The following is an 18,128-nucleotide window of genomic DNA, read 5'->3' on the forward strand; positions in this document are numbered from 1 at the left end:
ATTTGCATCTAACGGTTAGTAGCTACCCGAAGGCGGCAATTCAGAAGCGATTCACTGTCACCCAAGAACAAACTTTGATGGAAAGATAAAGCTTGTTTTAACCAGAGAACCGCCACTTGTGGGTAGGTGCTGTTGGCTGTGGTTATCCTTCTATTCGCCCCTGTCCATCGATACGCTTATTAGTTTGTATCCCTTTTCTGTTTTAAGAAACTCAAACTGGTTTTGATAAATGCCTTTCCCTTTCTTATGGGGAATCACTACCTGCATTACAGGGTATTTTTCAACCAAAAACGTACCGCAGTTATCAAAGTACATGTCATATTCTTTGCCCTCAAAAACCCCAGAGTTTAATCCGCCAAGCGTTATGGAAAAATCCTGGCCTAGCTCCTTGATTATTGAGAGCCTTTCCTTTATCAAAGAAAAGTGTTTCTCTAGGAGTTTTTTACTTGGTGTGATTCTCCAGCCATCAGCATTTTCCCAGAATGCCAAATCCGTTGAAGCTTCCTGCTTTAGATTTTCAAGGGTAAAATTATCAAGCAAAGATTGCTGCAACCAGTAAGAAAAGTCTTTGCGGTAGCTTACAAACGAATGCCTTATCCCGTCAAAACCTGCAAAGTACTCCCTATTAGGGTCTTCTTCTGAGTTGTCTTGTAGGAGGTGAGAATAAAGGTCGAGGTCTAAGTCGAAGGTAAATTTTTCAATAATCGCAGTATTCGTTGTGTCAATCAGCATTGTCTTTCCGCCTGTCCAGCTGAAGTGGTTACAACCTGAGTGGTCATGCCCTTCCCTGAATTCTTTCTTTGCATCAATGAGTGCTATAACCAGGCCATTCTTCACTTGTGAGAGGTGGTTATAGATAGCGGGAATAACCACCTTGCCGTTTCTGTTGAACATTCCTACTTTCTCTGTCCTAAGGTCTCTGAACCTTATGAAGCCTTCGCATTCGCAATCTGGGGTAGCCTCGACAGTATAGGCACTGTCTCTTCCAAAGGATTTACCTGATTTCGTCAGATAATAGAAGTCAGCATACACGCCTTCCCCTTCTGAGGCGATAAACACATGGTCCAGTCGGTCTACCACGGACCTGTTTGAGAACTTTGGTTGAATTTGAACTCTCCCGTTTTGGTCTTTGAAGCCAAAGCTTTCTTCTTTCTTGTCCCAAAATACAGTCCAATGCTCTGACTGCTGGGAATAGGCTAAAGTCCCTATTAATAGAAAAATATAGGTAAGAATTATGGTCTTCATATAACGAACTTGTGGAAAAGGTGACGAGGCCGTCGGCCGAAGCTGGCGTTTATACAGTGTTGGTGGAAGTGCTTTTTTAATTCTTATCTTTTCTGAATATCATAACAGAACCTTCATCAGGGTCACCATATTTAAAGATGATTCCGTTTGGTTTGTTTTCACCAAGTAGTCCCGCATTATTGTTTTCTTCAGGCACTGAATCTAATAATATTCCCCAATGTTTCTTTATTCCGCTTGAGCCGTAATCAACACTTCCAACCCAGTCTATAGCCCATTTCCCTTTTTTCGAAATGCCGTTAATATAATTATATTCTGCATTTGCAGAAGTCTTGAAATAAGGCATTTGGTTTAGCTCGAAAGTTTTATCTGCTTTGATAGTAATCGTGGGTCGGCTGCTTTTGATTTTATCTTTATCTAAATTATGATTTACAGTTTGTGTGTCAAATTCATAGACTCCAACTACGTCCTCTATACTTGGTTCTTCTGTAATATATTCATCCGCATAAGGGCTGTATAAGCAACTTGCCAGTAACACTACCAAAATACAGAGTAGGGCTATGTTTTTCATTTTTTCATAATTTGCATTACCACCAACGGTTAGTACATAAAGTGAGCAAGGCGTAGCCGAAGCTTAGCTTATGTGCAGTGTTGGTGGAAGCTATTCTTATAATAAGGGCATCAAGCATCATTTACTAAATACTGTAAAAGTCTTTTAGCCTTACCCAATTCAGAATAATTTCCTTTTTCAAATTCGTCTTCAAAATATGAGTAGATTTCTACCCCATGACCTATTTCGAATAAATGATAGTATTTAGTTCCTTCTATTTCAAATACTAAATCATCATCTACATCTTCGATAGGAAAGAAACAGACTTCTGATTGAATACTTAACTCTCCCTTCGCATAAGCAAAGATTGCTTCTGATTCATCATCTAAATTTTTCTCTTGATAAAGCTTTTGCAAGCATGCCTCACTACGTAAATACTTAACTAAATCTGCGAGATTCATTGTCTTTATCTTAGTTACCACCAACGGTCTAGTGCATGAGGCGTGGAAGGCCGTCGGCCGTAGCATGGCTTATGTACAATGTTAGGTGTAGATTTTCTTTCTATTTACTTTATCGCTTGAATAGTCTACGCGGGTGTCAGACTCGCACTTTATCGCCTCTAACTCGCTATTCATGATGGCGCTAATCACGGAGACTGCACCCGCTGCCAGGGTGAAGTGTAAGTCCGTGTCTGTATAGACAATCCATGATTTATCCATAGCATAAAGGTAACCTATGAAATCTTCCTTGAAGTAAGTGATGGCTTCTTCAAAGGAACACACCACAAGTTCCATTTCATTGATGTTGTTTGGAGGTATCTGGTAGACGCAAACTTGTTCGGTGTCGGTTGCAGCGCGTAAAACCGAAACCAGCTTAATAAAAACGGGTCGTGGCAGATAGCCTCCTTTCGGGAACCAGAGGTTCCGTGGGTACCCAATAACCTCAAATAGGGCTTCAAAGCTGGTTGGGTTAATTTCATTGTGAAATTTCAACCCGTATTTCTCCGCGATACTCTGCCATGTTACATATTCCCATTTTTTTAGATTAGGGTCTGTCATCCATAATTTTTGGTTCAACCTTCCTAGCCTCCCGCTATTGGTTTCCCAAGGGTCAGTTGATTTTTGGGTACCTTGTTTGTAGTTGAAGGTGATAATTTCTGAGAGGATTTCCTTAAACTCTATGTGATTCTCTAAAGTGTCTGGCTCATCAGCCGTGACTTCGAACGGATGGAATACCTTACAATAAGCCTCAAAAATGGGAGGCACGCAGTTTCCTATGGTTACTCCCTCTTCCTCAAAGTTTTCTGGCTTTCGTGGGAGTATGCCATTCCAAATCCAATCAGCCGAATCTATATCCAGTTTTTTCATTCTTTAACTTACACCTAACGTACTGGGCTCGTATGTTAGCGGCAGTTGATTAAATTAGGCAAAGGAAACGAATTAACAATAAACCAAAAACCAGATAGAAGGGATAGGGTGTACTTGGCCAGACACATATCGATGATGTCGTCGTTTAGAATCTCCACCCTTCTATCAACTTTCTTAGAGCCTGGACAGTACCTGGGTCCATTTCAACGAGACCGAATCAAAAGCGAGCAAAGGCGATAAAGAGAGTTACCGGTTTTAAATGTACGCCAATGAAACCACATGTACTAAAGCAGGCCCTGGGAATAGACGTGGCCAAAGACTCTCTTTCCCTTTGCTTGGGCACCCTGACGCAGGATCTGGAAAAGCAGTTTGTTGCCGGTGGTGACGTGGCCAATGACCCCAAAGGTTTCCAAAGAATGGAGAAATGGCTAGCCAAGCTCGAAGTCCACAAGGAGAAACTGGTGGTCGTGATGGAAGCCACCGGGGTATACCATGAGGCCCTGGCGCTGTACCTGCACCAGAAAGGATATGCCGTCAGCGTGATGCAATCAGGACGGGTAAAGCGCTACGCCCAAAGCCTGAGCCAGCGCTCCAAGACGGACGCCCTGGACAGCCGGATGCTGGCCATGCTGGGCTGCGAGCGGAAACTGACGCCTTGGTCCCCACCGGACGGGACGCTGCGGCACCTGAAAGCCCTGAGCAGGGAGCGCTCCTTCCTGCTCAAGGAGAAAAACGTGGAAAAAAACCGGCTGCACGCAATAGAAGCCTCTGCCTACGGCAACCCACGGGAGGTAAAGCGCCAGGCAAAGCGGCTGAAGCTGGTGGAGGCGCAGCTCCAGGAAATCGAGGGGGAGATGAAAGGGCTGGTAGCGCAGGATAAAGCTCTGGCCGGGAAGATCCAGTGCCTGGAAAGCATACCGGGGGTATCTTTCATCTCGGCGGCGACGGTGGTTGGGGAGACCTGCGGCTTCAGCGAGATCACCAGCGCAAAGCAGCTGGCAAGCTATGCCGGGTATGATGTGGTGCTGAAGGAATCCGGCGCTTTCCGGGGCGACACCAAAATAAGCAAGAAAGGGAACAGCCACATCAGGAGCATACTCCACATGCCTTCCATGACGGCCGTGCGGGTCAATCCGACCCTGAGGCAGTTCTACACCCGGCTAAAGCCCAACAAGGCAAAGCCTATAGTGGCCCTGGTGGCGGTACAGCGAAAACTGCTGCTGCTCATGTACAGTCTGTTCAAGAGAAATGAGTACTACGACCCGCTATTTGAAATAAAAAAACAGCAAGGGCCGAAACCCTTGCTGCACAGGATAGAGGCAATTTAAAAATTGACATCTTCCTAAGTTAGTTTGTCTAGATAAACTTGACTTTTGACACAGTACCTAAACGGCGGGCGAGGCCGTCGGCCGAGACTGGCGTTTAGCCTAACCGTTAGCTGTTGTTGTTCTTTTTTATGATATTTTCTAATACTCTTCTTCTAACTCTGATATTATAAGGTCAGGCTTTTCTACTGAATACCTAATCCTAATAGAATCGCCTTCATCAAGGTCTTTAGGATTTTTGTTCCAACCCAGCGTAGCCTCATACACCTTCTCACTAATTTTGTATTTAACTTGTATCGTCCGTCCCTTGTAATAATGAATGTCCGTTATAATGCCTTTTGAGTATTCATAGTTATTATTGACTGTGTTAATTCTTATTTTGTGTTTCTCATCACCTCTTTCCATGAACCAATAAAGTGTTCCAATTATAGTAATGACTAATCCAATGTTAAATAAAACCAATTTTAACTTTTCACTCATTTTCAATTTTATTCAATAACAGCTAACGGTCTCGTGTAAACGGCGGCGAAGACCGTCGGCCGAGACTGGCGTTTAGGTGTTGTTAGCACCTGTTTTTATTTTTTTTCCGCACCAAGGACAGAACTTAATAGATATTCCTGAAGTGCCTCCATCATGAATTAATATCCTGTATTGGCTTCCTTGTTCATCTCTATCAAGTATTACATCTGGGCAGTCGTATACTGAATCATGGATTTCACATTTCTTGTTAAACTGTGAAGCCATCATTCTGCAACAAGACTTAATTCTTCTTTTTGACTCTGCCTCTTTCAGTACTTTATCGTACTTCCTTCTTATATCTTCCTTTGTAAAGTCGCTTATTTTTATCGTGAAATCCCCTTTTCTAAATGCTTGTTTGGCTTTTTGGTGTAGCAAACAATACATAGTCCATATAAAATAACCCTCCGCGGTACTTTCAGATTTTTCCTCAGCAGCGTTCCATATATCTATTAGGTTTTGTGAGTGGAAGCCAGTTGCACCTTGAACAAACCTTCCATCGCTTATGTCTAGCTGTTCAGGGAATAGCTGGTTTATTTGGTTATATATAGTTTCAAAATTCATTATTTAAATTGGTGCTAACGTACTTGTGTAAACGGCGGCGACGGCCTTCGGCCTAATTGGCGTTTACACGTTGTTAGCTGTGGTTTTTTTTAACTTTCCCAAGTTATATGGTGTAGCTCACCTTCTGCATTAGTTTTAACAACTAAAAGCTGGTTACTAGGTTCCCCATCAATGTCGATTGAGTAGTCGAAAACTCCAAAGTAATCTGTTTCATATTTCCCATCAGGGTATAATCCAACTCTTACTAATCTTAATTTATCGAGAAGTTGCCTTTCTTTTGAAGTGTTAGCGTCATCAATGTTGATGGTCCTAGACAATTCGTCCTCGTCTAATTCTTCAAGATGGAAGTTGATATAATCAAAAGCTTCACCATTCTCTTTGAAGTCGTTTTCAATTAGGAATTTATTCTGTTCACTAAACTCACTAATGTTCTCAAGGAAAGTCTTAATACTTTTATAAGTTCTTTCATCCGTTGACTTTCCTTTAAAATTAATATCGATACTTATTATATCAGCATTCAGTATTGTTTCAACATGATAATATTCTTCCAAGGAAGAAAGGTCTATTTCTTTAAAATATGGTAATGAATTTTTCATCTATTTAGTTTTTAAAATCACACCTAACGGTCTCGTGCAAACAGCGTGCGAGGCCGTCGGCCGACGCATGGTGTTTGCACAATGTTGTGCATAGTATTTTTATTTTTCAGCTTTCGGTATTTCTCCACTCACCCATTGCTTAACTTGTAATTCAGACCCAGGAAGCATCGCCATTTGCTTTGTCTTCAAGTCAATTATGCAAAATGCTAATATGTGATAGTCAGCCTTATTATGTTTAGCGGCAAATTCATCATTTTCAGCTTTTGCAACATAGCCTAATATTCTTAGGATGTTGCCCTTTACTTCATAACCGCTTGTTACAAGTGAAGCTATCCAAATGGTATTTCCTCCTTCTAGTTTCACTTCATAATAAGGTTTGCCATTATGGGCAGAGTAAACTTGAGTCACTAGTCCATTAAATGCAATTATTTCCCCGCTTCGTTTTCCCATCTTGACAGCATCTGTTCCTGTAAAGTTAGTCGGGCAAGGAATAGCTCTACTTTTTGCAGCGGGTTCAACGGAATTGTCTAGTTCTGATTGGATAAGTTTTTTGATTTTGTCACAGTTGCTGTTGAGGGTGGAAACTATGCCACTTTTTATCTTTTCTAATGCACCTGGTTGTGTTAATATTTTTTGTTCTTCTGAATTTACTATACTAAAAATATTATTAAACTCTTTGTCGTAGCATCTATTAAATTCAGGCTTAATCTCCGAATAAGAGGTTAAGTCGTCCTTAATGCAGTCGCAAATTTTGTCTGACACCTTTTTCGTAATGGTTTCTATGCTTTGGCTGTAGCCAGTCAAGCAGCACAATGACAATATTAAAGTCGCTATTTTTTTCATATCTTATATTATGCACAACGGCTTGTATAAACGACGGCAAGGCCGTCGGCCGAAGCTGACGTTTATGCCTTGTTAGCGGGTGTTTTTCTACCTTTTTTATATGTCATAATAGAGACCTAAGCCTAAGTCGCCAAACAATAACAGATGCCCAGCAATTAGTACAGGGAACAGGAATACAGCAGTCAATTTCTCTATCCGATTTAGCTCCTTGTCCTTAAAAATTGAGTTAACCAGAATCACGTATGATGGTACCAATCCAAGGAATAGTAGCAAATGAACCCATCCAAGCCCCTGACTGTCGTGGCTTCCCCCTGAATACAGCTTTATGCCAATGTCATGTAGAGCAATTAGCCCGTAAGTAATTAAAGATAATGGTATTGGGTTTATGGATGTGACCTTAAAGCAAACTAATGTCGTTACAATTATTAGTAGAACTGGTGTAAGCATCATTCCAGTCGGTGCAAAGGAATGAGCAAACAAAATATTTGCTATTACAAGTATAAATGCAATCGTAATTCTAATATTCATATTTTAAATACACGCTAACTACGGGATATATGGAACAACTACGGTTATTGGCACTATGGATGGAAGTCTATCTATCCTTTTCAAACCTAAGTTTGAGTGGGTATGTACTAATCTATGTACCCTTACCATACAATATATGATTATACAATATATGTAAATTCCTTAATCATATACCTTCTCACACCCATTTTCTTGCACTTATCACATATAAGCTGAGTTTCAATCAATTCATTGATGCTTGTAATACTATACTCTTGTATCCCTGGGGCATGAATTCTCATTTATGAGCAGTTTTAATCTTTGAACTTGGCACACCTGAAGGTAAAAGTGATAAAGGTTTAACCGTAACTATTCGGGTAAATCCGAATATAAGCGGTTATATGCGGATAGATTCGAAATCTGCTTATTATTAGCTTGCCTAAACAAACCTGAGTTGAAGGAGCCACTTCCCTGACTTAATCAATTTCAAAGCCAAACAAGAATTTAAAGCTTAGTTAAGGAAACGGTCTATTGTTTCTCTATTGAGATTCAATATTTTCCCAATTTCTTTACTACTAGTCCTCGCATTAAAAGAGCTACTTCCACTAGTGACTTCGTAAAGCTGACTTAAGAACTCGAACCTCTGTCTTTTCTTTTCTTGTATATTCATTTTCTGATTTAATATTTCCTTTACCGTTATCGTATAAACAGCGTGCGTGGTGGGCATTTACACAAAGCTGGACAAGTTACTTTTCTAATATTATTGTTTTAGGGAATAAACTTCAATGAAAATGAAAGCCTTTCCAAAAAGAGTGTCCATGAACTGTTTCCCATCCGATATCCCATCCATATAGAGGAAACTCAAGGGCTATAAAAACCAGGAAATACATAACACTAATTAGGAACAACCTTCTACTAAGTTCTTTTCTCCTTATAAAAGCGGCAATGGAAGCAATAAAGATTGTGAAACCCAAAAGATAGAATAAACATTGGCCGATGTACTTGTTGAGAGAATATCCAAGAGTCGCTACTCCGCTCTTTTGATACTTCGGATAATTTACTACCACATCTGGGAATTCTTTAAGCAATGCCCATTGACCTATTATCACAAAGGCAAATACAAGAATTAATGAAATCAAAAAGGAAAGCCTCCACCCCATTTTATCTATTCTGTTTTGTTTCATAGCTACAGTAAAGGCTATGGTAGCACCTTATTGCTTTCTAAATATTTATCACCTTGTTGACCCAGCACATATATGTCAATGTTCAACTCAAGCCCGCTCTCATTCAGGATATTCAAGAACTTCTTCTTGAAATACAGTCCAGGGTTGCACCCGTCATACATGTACTGCACAACAGAAAGCTCCATGTGATATTCACTGGACATATCTTTCAGCACCTCCACCCTTGGGGAAATGATTTCCTCTATAAAGTTCTCGACCTGGGTACCAATCCAACCGTTGCCGTATTCGGTTGACCTATATTCCCAATAGCTGTTCTCCCTGATTTTCTTGTGGTTATAATTGCCTCCAAAGGTGTATTCCTCCCCTTTGACCCAGAAAATGGAAGGGCTAAGACCAAGCAGGGTGCTTATTTCCTGATGCGCTACATCAAAGTCAAAGACCTTCAACTCAACTATATTCTGGTTAACCGTCATCAATAATTTAGTTGGTAAAGTAAATAACTGTTTCGTAAAAGCAGAGGCGATGTGGCCGTAGCATGGCTCAGGCACCTTGTTGGGTCTTTGCTCTGTTTTTGTTTTTTCTTTTAGCAAACCCACCACCCATTGCACCAACTAATGCAGCGAGTAAAGAATTGAAAATTACTGCCGTTACCCAAAAAGCTACAGTCATCTCATAGTCTGTACCAATATTAGCTTTAAGATAGGTAGAAATTAATAAACCTATGGTTGCCTCAAAGAATCCCATGAAAACAGCATATACTACCCCTTTGCTAAATCTCGACACCCTTGTCACTAGATAAGCAACTGTGCCATATATAAGATATGAAAATGGAGATAGTAAACCGTAATTGAAAGCAAACTGCCTTGAAGCAATAGAACCTAATGTATCGAGTATAACAACCGCTAAAAATCCACTTATCAAAATCTTAAATGTACCCTTCATTTCATGTGTTTGTTTTATATGTTGCTTAACTACTGTATTCTAAAATCCTTCTATTGAAAATGTCCTCCCTTTGAAACCAGTGAAACTGAAGCAAGGGTAAGTACTGCGATGGAAATGAGCCAAATTATGGACTAAAACAACACGAACAATATTGGCAATATCAGGAATATGGTTTCACCCAAACGCCCCTATTCACCCATGCCTACCCAGAGAGAAGGGATATTTTTCTGCTATGGTGCCTTTACCTAGGAGCAAGCACCTCTATGGTTTACCGTAGTTGAAGGGTTACACCTTTGTATTGGTCACCTGATTTCAGAAGGACTTCTTCCTCCTTGTAGTAATATGGCTCCCATTTCTCAAGGACAGCCTCATTGCCAATCGTCCACCCCTTAGATTTGTAGCCATCGGGCAGATTGTAATCCCTCAGGTTAACTTTTTCTTTGCTGGTCGGTGCTATTGCCCAGAATACACGTGAGTAGCCGTGCGCCCCATGGTCAAACTGATACTCTACTATCCTGTGTTTTTTATCGGGGGAGATTGAATCGGTCAGCAGAATGAACATTTCATCTTCCTCGTGATACCCTTTCTTGTTTTCTGAGCAGGAGATTAAAAGGAACATGAATGGCAAGAGATTCAGTATTTTCTTCATGGTTACAAAGGAGGCTCAGCGATAGCATTAACAGTATGAAGGCCGTCGGCCGAAGCATAGCTTATGCACCTTGTTATGGTGCGTTATTTTCTGTCAAAAAGGTGTTCCCACATTTTTCTTGAACAACAAACAGAAGGCTTCGTCAGCCTGTCCATATAGCTTTTCGTAGCCATCCAAGTTACTGATGTAATCATTCAGTTGGTTATTTGTCAATGTTGTTGCTAACTGCAAATCTGAAATCTCAAACGGAAATTGACTGTTGTTTGGATTAGGTGTATGCAAGAATAATGCGTCACTATAACTGTCAAAGTCTAGTATAATGGAATAGAGTTGAAAGTCAGTTTTTAATTTTCTTGTCTTTTCAACGAGTAAGTCAAAGTGTCTAAACAACTTGTCTAGGTGGGGTTTTCTTCTTTTGAAACTGTCATTGCCGTAACCTTTCCAGTCAAAGTGGAGATGCCAATTGTCTAACCAGGTCTCGGGATTGTCAAAGTCCAGCCAAGTCGCTTTGTCAAGGTCGTTTCCAGTTGCAAGATTTCTATAATATCTTCTAAGTCCTCTGTGTTTCCTTAATCCGCTCATGTCGATGTACTGTCCTCCTAAAAATGGCTATAGCGGTCGGGCTATAAAGCGTATGGATGCTTTTTTGCTGTTGTTAGTAGTTGTTATAATCTGGCATATCCCAGCGTTTCTATCTCTTCCGTGCTTTTCACCGAATGGATACTGCCATCAGCAAGCAGATACATATCATCGCTTATGTCCAATATGTGCCTGAACATGTGGTCGGTGAGCAACAGCCCTTTGTTGCTTTTCTCTTCGAGCAAAAACTCCTTCACTTTCTCGATTTGTATCGGGTTCAGATGGGTGAAAGGCTCGTCCAGCATGGCGAACTGCGACTTGGATTTTACGATGGCATAAATCTCCACCAGCCTACGGCCGCCCCCCGAGAGACTCTTCATCGATGAATTGTGTCTGCCGTTAAACTCTGGGAACCTCTTCTCGAAAGGTGCATACTCAAGGCCGAAGTCACTGAACACCCGTTTCAGGGAAAGCCAAGCAGGTATGAAGTTGAACTGAGGCAGGTAAAGCAGTAAATCAGGCCGCTTGAATGCCGCTGTTTGGAAAACACCGTCAAAACGGACTGACTGGCCACATTCCAGGCTGCCATAAATCACTTTCATAAGGCAGGATTTTCCCTGCCCGTTTCTGCCCAACAGACCAGTTATCCTGCCTGTCTCACATTTCAGGTAGATGTCCGAGAGAATCCTACGCCCTCCTAATTCCAACAGGATGCTGTCTGCCTCTAGTCTGTGAACCATTCGATTTAGTAGGGTAGATAGTTAAGGAACAGGAAAACCAAAAAGTCAAATGAGAGGGTCGAGGTCCATAGGTTTACTTTGGAAAAGCCCAGATTCAGGTAATAGAAATACTCATGCCTCTTGTAACTGTTCACAGACAGGAACATCACGCCAAGGGTCGCTACCTTGAACCAGAAGATTATCGGGTATATCCGCAAACCAGACTCTATGTTCAGACTTAGGCAAGCCAAGGTTATCACCATGGATGGAGCGGCAAAGGCCGTGTAGAAAGTCCATATTAATCGGACTGATTTAGTGAACCTCATTTTGCCTGCTGCCAATTATAAGGTAAACGGAGTAAATAGTTTTTTTAGCACTATGGATGCAGCTTTCACACACTCCTTTTCCCAAGTGGATATGGATAGTTAGGAGCGATTATCTGTTCCGCTTTCAAGGTATTTTGATATTCCAATATAGGTAAAGATTGTGATAACCTACAACCTAAACCTTATGCTTAGGCAAGTCTTCACGTAGGACAAAAAGAAGCTGCAAACTGGAAATGCAATAAGGGAAACAGGGCTTATTTAGGCTTGAAATAACAAAGACAATATCAACAATATCCTTACCACTGATGGACTAGCCTTGAAGGAGAAAGGCATTGGCTTAACCTTTTGAATGAAGGTGCCAATTTTTTACCTTGGTTCAATAACCATAATAGGTATTGCCATGGAAAAGAATGTCACGTTGAACGGGGAATCAGTGTCCTTAAGGATTGAGGTAAAACGGCTGGACAAGTACAACCATATCCTGGTACTGAACAACGTGGAATACCCAGTCAAGGTAATCACGGACAGCAGTGCGGGCGTTGAAACCCTCTCCTACTATGACTACCGAGGCCAAAAGGTAGTGGATGGCAACGGCAATCCTGTCAAGACGGACAGGGGGCTGGTTGAGTACTTGCTAAGCAAAAGCTAAACAGGCCAGGAAGAACCTACTAGACTCTTATATGGTAATCTACCCCGTTTTCATTGCCTAAGAAGATTCACCTCAACGGCTGACCTTTGCCTAATCCTGCCAGACTGTTCTGATAAAAGTGGCGGTTGAGAACTCCACCCCGCCTATCTGGGTGTTGCCCGTAATCCCGCCCAGTCTCCCCAATTCGTTGCACTCCGAATCGATTACCTGGCTTGATAGGTCTGCCCCGCAGGTTCCCATGTCAAAGACATACACTGTTTTTCCCTGGAAAGAATATTCCATCACGTTAGCCCCATCATCATGGCATGCAGTCTTGCTGAACCGCTTTATACTTTTCTCAACGCACCTCGGAACCCCTTTCTCTATCTCAACCAGCTCGCAGCCGCTGAATACCAATGAGAATACAATAGCACAAAGTGGTAGGGTAAGCTTTATAAGCTTTAAGGGGTTTCTCATGTAAATCGATTAGTGGAAAAGACGATAACGGTATCGCTAATCAAGTGACCCCTTCGGTGCCTGAAAGGTTGCCTAGTGAAATACTATATTTTCTTCAGAAACGAACCTTGCTAAAAGATGGCTTAGCTGCCGCATAGGTGCGGTTGTAGCTTTTTTACTTCTTGCTTCTCCAATTTTTATATCCCATTACATCTTTCCTTACTTTCCTTTTCCAGTCGTTTCCGTAAGCCTTTTGCAGGTGGTCAAGGATTACGAAGTTATATTCTTCCGTTAATGTATATTCAGGACCTGTACAGCCATCCTCTAAGTAGAAGACATTATACTTGCGTTCAAAAGTGCTATCAGTACTATAAACTACTGGTGCTATTCCACTTCGAAGCAAAAGAAATGGCACATCATTCTTAATATCCTTATCTGCAAGTTCTCGAGCTTCATCAACCGTAGTAACAAACACTAACTTAATGGCACCACTATTATTGATGTCAGCGTCAGTCAGCTTTCTTGATTGCCCAAAACCCACAAATGAGATTAAGATTAATAAACCTGCTAGGAAAAGATATTTCATAATTTAAATACGGTACAACGCACTTGGCTATGCGGCGGCACAGCTAACCTATAGGTCTTGTTGTGCAAAGCTTTACCATTCTTTGGAAATCGCACAAATCCCGCTATCTACATACTTACTTACAAATGAAAGTGGCAGGTTCATTTCTTTCGAAGCGGTACCAATTTCCATCCCATCAAACCCCTCAAAAAGCAAATTGCCCTTTTGTCTTATTTCTAGGCTTTGAAACTCTTCTTCAACTTGTTCCATTCTTACAAGGTCACTTAGACGTTCTTTATTTGCAGGTGTTAAGATTACTTGTTGGTAATAAAAAACTTACTTGGCTCCATTAGCTTGTGAAATTCCGTGTTACTAATGGATGGAGCCTGAATGAAACAAACAGCCCCATCTGGAACAAGCCTGATTATATCAATGAAGAAAATTTGAGTTTCAGTCATAAAGGATTCAATGATTCAAGTTTTACCCAACGCACTAGGCTATGGCGCTTTTTAATGCGCTATAGGTGTTGTTGTGTGTAGCTTTTCTATTTTTTCCCAGAGATTCTAAAATCGTAATGCACCACACTGCCATTTGGGCAACCATCACGCGGTTTTTCTACTTTTCTAAATCCCAGTTTTTTCAGTAAACCTTCTTGGGCATTGCTTTTAACTCGTATGGCTAATGAACTTGGAACCATTACTTCTGCATAGTCACATCTTGTTAAAGGTTCTCTGTACCAAGACTCTTCTATATTCATTCCTTGTCCAACTAGAAAGCCAATTATTAGTTCTGGATGATTTGTTCCGCCTATCTGGGTGACCCCATTACGTGTTATTCCTACAAAATCATAATAATTACCAACAGGATAACCACCAACCTTATTCGAATCTTGGGTAATGATTAGAGATAAAAAAAACTTCTCCTGATATATTTCTACTGCTTTGTCAATTCTTTTTTGAGCCAACGCAGCAAAAGAAATCGATGAAACCAATATAAGTAGGAGAAGTAGGAATTTATTCACTTTATCTATTGGCTTTGAATTATAGAGTTACAAACAACGGCCTCGTGCATGAGGCGTGCTAGACCGTCGGCCGTAGCATGGCTTATGTATCTTGTTAGCCAAAGTTATTTTAACCCCAGCATTTTCCAGGCACCAATCTGCTTGATTACACCAATCTTTCCCTTGATTGTAGAATCCTCTTTTAAAAATGCCTACAGGAAAGGCTATGTCTTTACTTTTGCCATTGTTGGTGATAATGGTAAATTCTTTGCAGTTACCAATGGTGTAGGTCTCCTTTGAAATAGGCTTGCTCTCTTCTTCTAAAACACTTTCAGGTGCATTAGGATTAGTCTCGCTTTCTTCGTTATGGTGATAGCTCACTAACTTAGCCCCAAACTCCAATGTTATTTTATTCCCCTCTAGTTTGTAGGTTCCCCTTCTCACGTAATGTCCTTCGCAGAGGTCATCGGACACAAACTGATTCTCTGTTATGAACATCAAGTCAGCGTTGCAGCAATCACATGCCTCTGCTATTTCACAAACGTTTTCGTCAATTCCACCTCCCAGCACAAATGTTTTGCCTTTTAAATCAGTAATTCCAATAGGCGTAGTCGGATTGGTGTGTTCAACTTTGTTTATGAAATTACCTGAGTCAATTGAGGTAATCAGACTTGTTGTATCAGCATCTGCACTAGTATCTGAAACTTGATTGTTCTCTTTAGTATCTGAACATGAATATAAAATGCTTAATAAAATGATGCTTACAATCCCTTTCATTTATGATTTTAATTTTGGCTAACGTCTAGTGCATGAGGCGGCTAGGCCATCGGCCGAAGCATGGCTTATGCACTAGACGTTAGGTGTGGAGATTCTCCTTTTTTAAGTTAGTATACCCAGGTATTTTTATAGTGAACAGAATCATCTACCAACGTGATTTTCCTATCAGCAGAATCCATAGGCACAAAGCCATGTTGTTTATAGTTTTCTTTGGTTATTCCTTTTGGAAAGGTTCGAGAAACAATAATGCTTCGGCTATTTGAGGTCATTAGTGTATCTCTATACACCTTCTCTAGTTTCTTTTCTCCTTTATAGTATATGGAAACTTCAATGAGTTTGATACTGTCAGGATAGTAAAAGTGCTTCCAGAATGAATGAGTCCAACTAGTGTTAATCCCAGTTTCTACAACTAACTCCCCGTTTAACTTCACTTCTAATCTTTCTTCAGGATAAAGCTCGGGGCTTATTACTGAAAAATTTGCTAACTCATTTTCCTGAACTTCATAGTCCTTCCTTTCCTGCTCCTGAGTACAGCTACCTATCCAAAAGAAGCAAAAAGCACCGATGAATAATTTTTTAGTCAAAGCTTATTTTCATTAACTCTCTTCTCACCTAACGGTTAGGCTAAACGACGGCTGTCGCCGTCGGCTGGAGATGACGTTTAGCCTAACCGTTAGCCTTAGTTATTTTTTACAGGAGGTGTGAAGTTATTCTTCTTTTTCTTTTCCCCATATTTTGTCCACTTGCGAATCTTTAACAAAAAAGTAAAGCAATCCGCCACAAGCAATTCCAGCCGCTAAAACTGCTATTAAGTGCGTTTTTATATCTTCGGAGGTTTCGAGTTCTCCCTTTATAAATCCATTAATCGTTAATGTAAATGCCATAAAGATTCCGAATGCTAGACTTAGCTTGGCTTTTCTATTCATTGTTGTCGAGTTATTGATTTTCTGATGACTTTTGTAAGTATCAGTTTGATTTCTATTTATTTTAGTTAAGGCTAACGGTATCGTGCATGAGGCGTGCAAGGCCGTCGGCCGTAGCATGATTTTTATACAGTGTTGTAGCACGTTTTTCTAAAAGTTTATTTTGATGAATACTTTTTTAATTTTCTCCAGCAAAGTCGGCTTAAATACGTGCAGATTATCTTCGTATGCCTGTTCAGTATAAGTTCTACCAATATATTCCCTACCTTCTTTGTCCTTCAAGGTCGCTGTACAAGTCAGGAGCTTTTGTTCTCTGAACTTTTTGGAAATGAAAATATCAAACTTCGCTTCTGTGATAAAGTCATTCTCAAATCCTTCGCTCTCCAACGTCCTACTGATAGTTTCCCTGAGTCTTTGGAACCATATTGTAATTGGTTTAATATCTAAATCTAGTGGATTTACTGTACCAGTAAATAAGTCCAACGATAGCTCATTTATTCCCTTTTCAGTTGCCGCACACCATATCCAGTCAGCCATGTACCCTTTGTTGTAGTAGAACAAGGTACTGAAATACTGCTGAGTTAATGAGTTCGGCAATCCGTTAAGGTTCTTTCGCTTAGGCAATTTTTATATTTTAAATGTGCTACAACGGACTAGTATAAAAGACGGCGAGGCCGTCGGCCGATGCTGACTTTTATACAGTGTTGTAGTTAGTTTTTTTATTTCACATTATAACTTTCAAGCACCATAAAGCCAAATGCCCCTTTCTTTATTGTCAAGGTGACAAAATCCGATTCTTCCACTTTGGCAGTACTGCTGTAGCCGAAAACCAACTCTTTCTCTTCCCCGAAGTAATCAAATCTGACCAATGGCATTCTTTTACTTTTGTTAGACGTTCCTGGCATCGAGGACTTTTCTTTGATAGGGAAGGTGAATTGCTTTGAGTCCCTTCCAGCCAAGTAGAAGTTTCCTGCCATGAAGATATAGCAAGCTATGAATCCGAAAGAGAGAAGGCTCTGCATCAATGGGTAAAAGAACCCTCTTACGTTATAGACTTCTTTATATTTTCTCTGTAGAAGTAGATAAGTTAGAACTCCAACACCAAGTATGATTGAAAGCGGAATAGTAGAGTCAATAATCGTGCTTCTGTAAATATCTATCTGGAGAACCATTAATATCATCCCTGTGAAAATGGTCACGCCAAAGAACCATTTCCAGTATAACTTATCTTTCAGGTCTGATTGTTTTTTGTCCAATTTTCCTATTCAAAATTAACTACAACGGTCTCGTATAAAAAACGTGCGAGGCCGTCGGCCGAAGCATGATTTTTATACAATGTTGTGCGGAGTGATTTTTTATTTTTTTAACGCTCCCATTATATCTTGGTCATAATCATATCCAGCTTCATTTGGGAAAATCCCTTCAATGTCGGGGTAAATCACTTGCAAGTATTTAAATTCTTTGTCTCCATAAATTTTAATGCTTGAGAGAACATACTCTTTTAAATTTGTAATTGGAACGTCGATAAGGTAAACAGGAAATCTATCTGTCAAAAAGTTAAGTTTTTCATTCAGAGAAATTTCTTTCCCGTCCTTAAATGCTTCAACATAGTTTTCAATAATTTCAGAGCAAAGTCCCTTGGGTAGAGACGAAATAAATATTTCTGGAATTTTATAAGTCTGGTAAATCCCTGTTGAGTAGCAAAATCCTGGAGAGTCGCTTTCTAAGATATTGGTCACATGGTAACCGTATTCTTTTATGTTGTTATTTAGCTTTTCAAAATATTCTTTTATTTGCTCGTCTGTCATTTCTTAACCTTACTTCATAAATTTATTCATTACGCACAACGTCTAGTATAAACGATGGCGAA

Annotated in this window: 27 protein-coding genes; 2 read left to right on the forward strand and 25 right to left on the reverse strand. The window is 40.4% G+C overall.

Annotated features, from left to right (window positions below; genetic code table 11):
- Positions 1-150: 150 nt before the first annotated feature.
- From DC20_RS19225 to DC20_RS19240, 4 genes are all read right to left on the reverse strand, one after another.
- On the reverse strand, positions 151-1,245 hold the full coding sequence (locus DC20_RS19225) for a WG repeat-containing protein (RefSeq protein ID WP_062545322.1): 1,095 nt from the start codon (positions 1,243-1,245) through the stop codon (positions 151-153).
- Positions 1,246-1,321: 76 nt separating this feature from the next.
- On the reverse strand, positions 1,322-1,813 hold the full coding sequence (locus tag DC20_RS19230; protein WP_062545323.1) for a hypothetical protein: 492 nt from the start codon (positions 1,811-1,813) through the stop codon (positions 1,322-1,324).
- Between the two features lie 110 nt (positions 1,814-1,923).
- A complete protein-coding gene (locus DC20_RS19235) occupies positions 1,924-2,253 on the reverse strand; it encodes a hypothetical protein (RefSeq protein WP_157593276.1) in 330 nt (109 codons plus the stop codon).
- Between the two features lie 81 nt (positions 2,254-2,334).
- Positions 2,335-3,159 (reverse strand): hypothetical protein, encoded by an 825-nt coding sequence (locus DC20_RS19240; RefSeq protein ID WP_062545325.1) that lies wholly within the window; start codon positions 3,157-3,159, stop codon positions 2,335-2,337.
- Positions 3,160-3,428: 269 nt separating this feature from the next.
- Here DC20_RS19240 and DC20_RS19245 point away from each other — a divergent pair, with 269 nt between their 5' ends.
- The gene (locus DC20_RS19245) at positions 3,429-4,487 is read left to right on the forward strand and encodes an IS110 family transposase (protein ID WP_062545326.1); all 1,059 of its coding nucleotides are present in this window, start codon (positions 3,429-3,431) and stop codon (positions 4,485-4,487) included.
- A gap of 138 nt (positions 4,488-4,625) precedes the next feature.
- Here DC20_RS19245 and DC20_RS19250 read toward each other — a convergent pair whose 3' ends face one another.
- The 11 genes from DC20_RS19250 to DC20_RS19305 form a co-directional block, all read right to left on the reverse strand.
- Positions 4,626-4,964 (reverse strand): hypothetical protein, encoded by a 339-nt coding sequence (locus DC20_RS19250; RefSeq protein ID WP_062545327.1) that lies wholly within the window; start codon positions 4,962-4,964, stop codon positions 4,626-4,628.
- Between the two features lie 72 nt (positions 4,965-5,036).
- Positions 5,037-5,564: a DUF6980 family protein gene (locus tag DC20_RS23260; protein ID WP_218918717.1), complete on the reverse strand. Its 528-nt coding sequence runs from the start codon at positions 5,562-5,564 to the stop codon at positions 5,037-5,039.
- Between the two features lie 89 nt (positions 5,565-5,653).
- Positions 5,654-6,160 carry a DUF2004 domain-containing protein gene (locus DC20_RS19260; RefSeq protein WP_062545328.1) on the reverse strand — a complete coding sequence of 169 codons (507 nt, stop codon included), beginning with the start codon at positions 6,158-6,160 and terminating at the stop codon, positions 5,654-5,656.
- Positions 6,161-6,259: 99 nt separating this feature from the next.
- Positions 6,260-7,003, reverse strand: a complete 744-nt coding sequence (locus tag DC20_RS19265) for a hypothetical protein (protein ID WP_157593278.1) — start codon at positions 7,001-7,003, stop codon at positions 6,260-6,262.
- 96 nt (positions 7,004-7,099) lie between these two features.
- On the reverse strand, positions 7,100-7,531 hold the full coding sequence (locus tag DC20_RS19270) for a hypothetical protein (protein ID WP_062545330.1): 432 nt from the start codon (positions 7,529-7,531) through the stop codon (positions 7,100-7,102).
- A gap of 761 nt (positions 7,532-8,292) precedes the next feature.
- A complete protein-coding gene (locus tag DC20_RS19280) occupies positions 8,293-8,694 on the reverse strand; it encodes a hypothetical protein (protein ID WP_062545332.1) in 402 nt (133 codons plus the stop codon).
- A gap of 14 nt (positions 8,695-8,708) precedes the next feature.
- Positions 8,709-9,167, reverse strand: coding sequence for a DUF4279 domain-containing protein (locus DC20_RS19285; protein ID WP_062545333.1), 459 nt, complete (start codon positions 9,165-9,167; stop codon positions 8,709-8,711).
- Between the two features lie 67 nt (positions 9,168-9,234).
- Complete coding sequence (locus tag DC20_RS19290; RefSeq protein WP_062545334.1) at positions 9,235-9,636, reverse strand: hypothetical protein; 402 nt, start codon at positions 9,634-9,636, stop codon at positions 9,235-9,237.
- A gap of 268 nt (positions 9,637-9,904) precedes the next feature.
- Positions 9,905-10,285, reverse strand: a complete 381-nt coding sequence (locus tag DC20_RS19295) for a hypothetical protein (protein ID WP_062545335.1) — start codon at positions 10,283-10,285, stop codon at positions 9,905-9,907.
- 93 nt (positions 10,286-10,378) lie between these two features.
- Positions 10,379-10,867: a hypothetical protein gene (locus tag DC20_RS19300; protein WP_062545336.1), complete on the reverse strand. Its 489-nt coding sequence runs from the start codon at positions 10,865-10,867 to the stop codon at positions 10,379-10,381.
- An 83-nt stretch (positions 10,868-10,950) separates the two neighbouring features.
- Entirely contained in the window at positions 10,951-11,604 is a 654-nt protein-coding gene (locus DC20_RS19305; protein ID WP_071885512.1) for an ATP-binding cassette domain-containing protein, read from the reverse strand.
- A 705-nt stretch (positions 11,605-12,309) separates the two neighbouring features.
- Here DC20_RS19305 and DC20_RS19315 point away from each other — a divergent pair.
- Entirely contained in the window at positions 12,310-12,558 is a 249-nt protein-coding gene (locus tag DC20_RS19315; protein WP_157593280.1) for a hypothetical protein, read from the forward strand.
- Between the two features lie 90 nt (positions 12,559-12,648).
- On the opposite strand, the gene DC20_RS23120 is transcribed toward DC20_RS19315, so the two are convergent.
- From DC20_RS23120 to DC20_RS19360, 10 genes are all read right to left on the reverse strand, one after another.
- Entirely contained in the window at positions 12,649-13,014 is a 366-nt protein-coding gene (locus DC20_RS23120; protein ID WP_169788206.1) for a DUF6970 domain-containing protein, read from the reverse strand.
- Positions 13,015-13,168: 154 nt separating this feature from the next.
- Positions 13,169-13,579 carry an FEKKY domain-containing protein gene (locus DC20_RS19325; RefSeq protein ID WP_062545341.1) on the reverse strand — a complete coding sequence of 137 codons (411 nt, stop codon included), beginning with the start codon at positions 13,577-13,579 and terminating at the stop codon, positions 13,169-13,171.
- A 72-nt stretch (positions 13,580-13,651) separates the two neighbouring features.
- Positions 13,652-13,828, reverse strand: a complete 177-nt coding sequence (locus DC20_RS22960) for a hypothetical protein (protein WP_157593284.1) — start codon at positions 13,826-13,828, stop codon at positions 13,652-13,654.
- A 274-nt stretch (positions 13,829-14,102) separates the two neighbouring features.
- Positions 14,103-14,579 carry a hypothetical protein gene (locus tag DC20_RS19330; RefSeq protein WP_062545342.1) on the reverse strand — a complete coding sequence of 159 codons (477 nt, stop codon included), beginning with the start codon at positions 14,577-14,579 and terminating at the stop codon, positions 14,103-14,105.
- Between the two features lie 27 nt (positions 14,580-14,606).
- Positions 14,607-15,335, reverse strand: coding sequence for a hypothetical protein (locus DC20_RS19335; RefSeq protein ID WP_062545343.1), 729 nt, complete (start codon positions 15,333-15,335; stop codon positions 14,607-14,609).
- Positions 15,336-15,442: 107 nt separating this feature from the next.
- Positions 15,443-15,919, reverse strand: a complete 477-nt coding sequence (locus DC20_RS19340) for a hypothetical protein (RefSeq protein WP_062545344.1) — start codon at positions 15,917-15,919, stop codon at positions 15,443-15,445.
- Between the two features lie 123 nt (positions 15,920-16,042).
- Complete coding sequence (locus tag DC20_RS19345; RefSeq protein WP_157593286.1) at positions 16,043-16,261, reverse strand: hypothetical protein; 219 nt, start codon at positions 16,259-16,261, stop codon at positions 16,043-16,045.
- A gap of 147 nt (positions 16,262-16,408) precedes the next feature.
- Positions 16,409-16,795 (reverse strand): hypothetical protein, encoded by a 387-nt coding sequence (locus DC20_RS19350; protein WP_157593288.1) that lies wholly within the window; start codon positions 16,793-16,795, stop codon positions 16,409-16,411.
- 182 nt (positions 16,796-16,977) lie between these two features.
- Positions 16,978-17,514, reverse strand: coding sequence for a hypothetical protein (locus DC20_RS19355; protein ID WP_062545347.1), 537 nt, complete (start codon positions 17,512-17,514; stop codon positions 16,978-16,980).
- A gap of 99 nt (positions 17,515-17,613) precedes the next feature.
- Positions 17,614-18,066, reverse strand: a complete 453-nt coding sequence (locus DC20_RS19360; RefSeq protein WP_062545348.1) for a DUF4262 domain-containing protein — start codon at positions 18,064-18,066, stop codon at positions 17,614-17,616.
- Positions 18,067-18,128: the final 62 nt, after the last annotated feature.

This window comes from Rufibacter tibetensis (genome assembly GCF_001310085.1).
Lineage (GTDB): Bacteria > Bacteroidota > Bacteroidia > Cytophagales > Hymenobacteraceae > Nibribacter > Nibribacter tibetensis.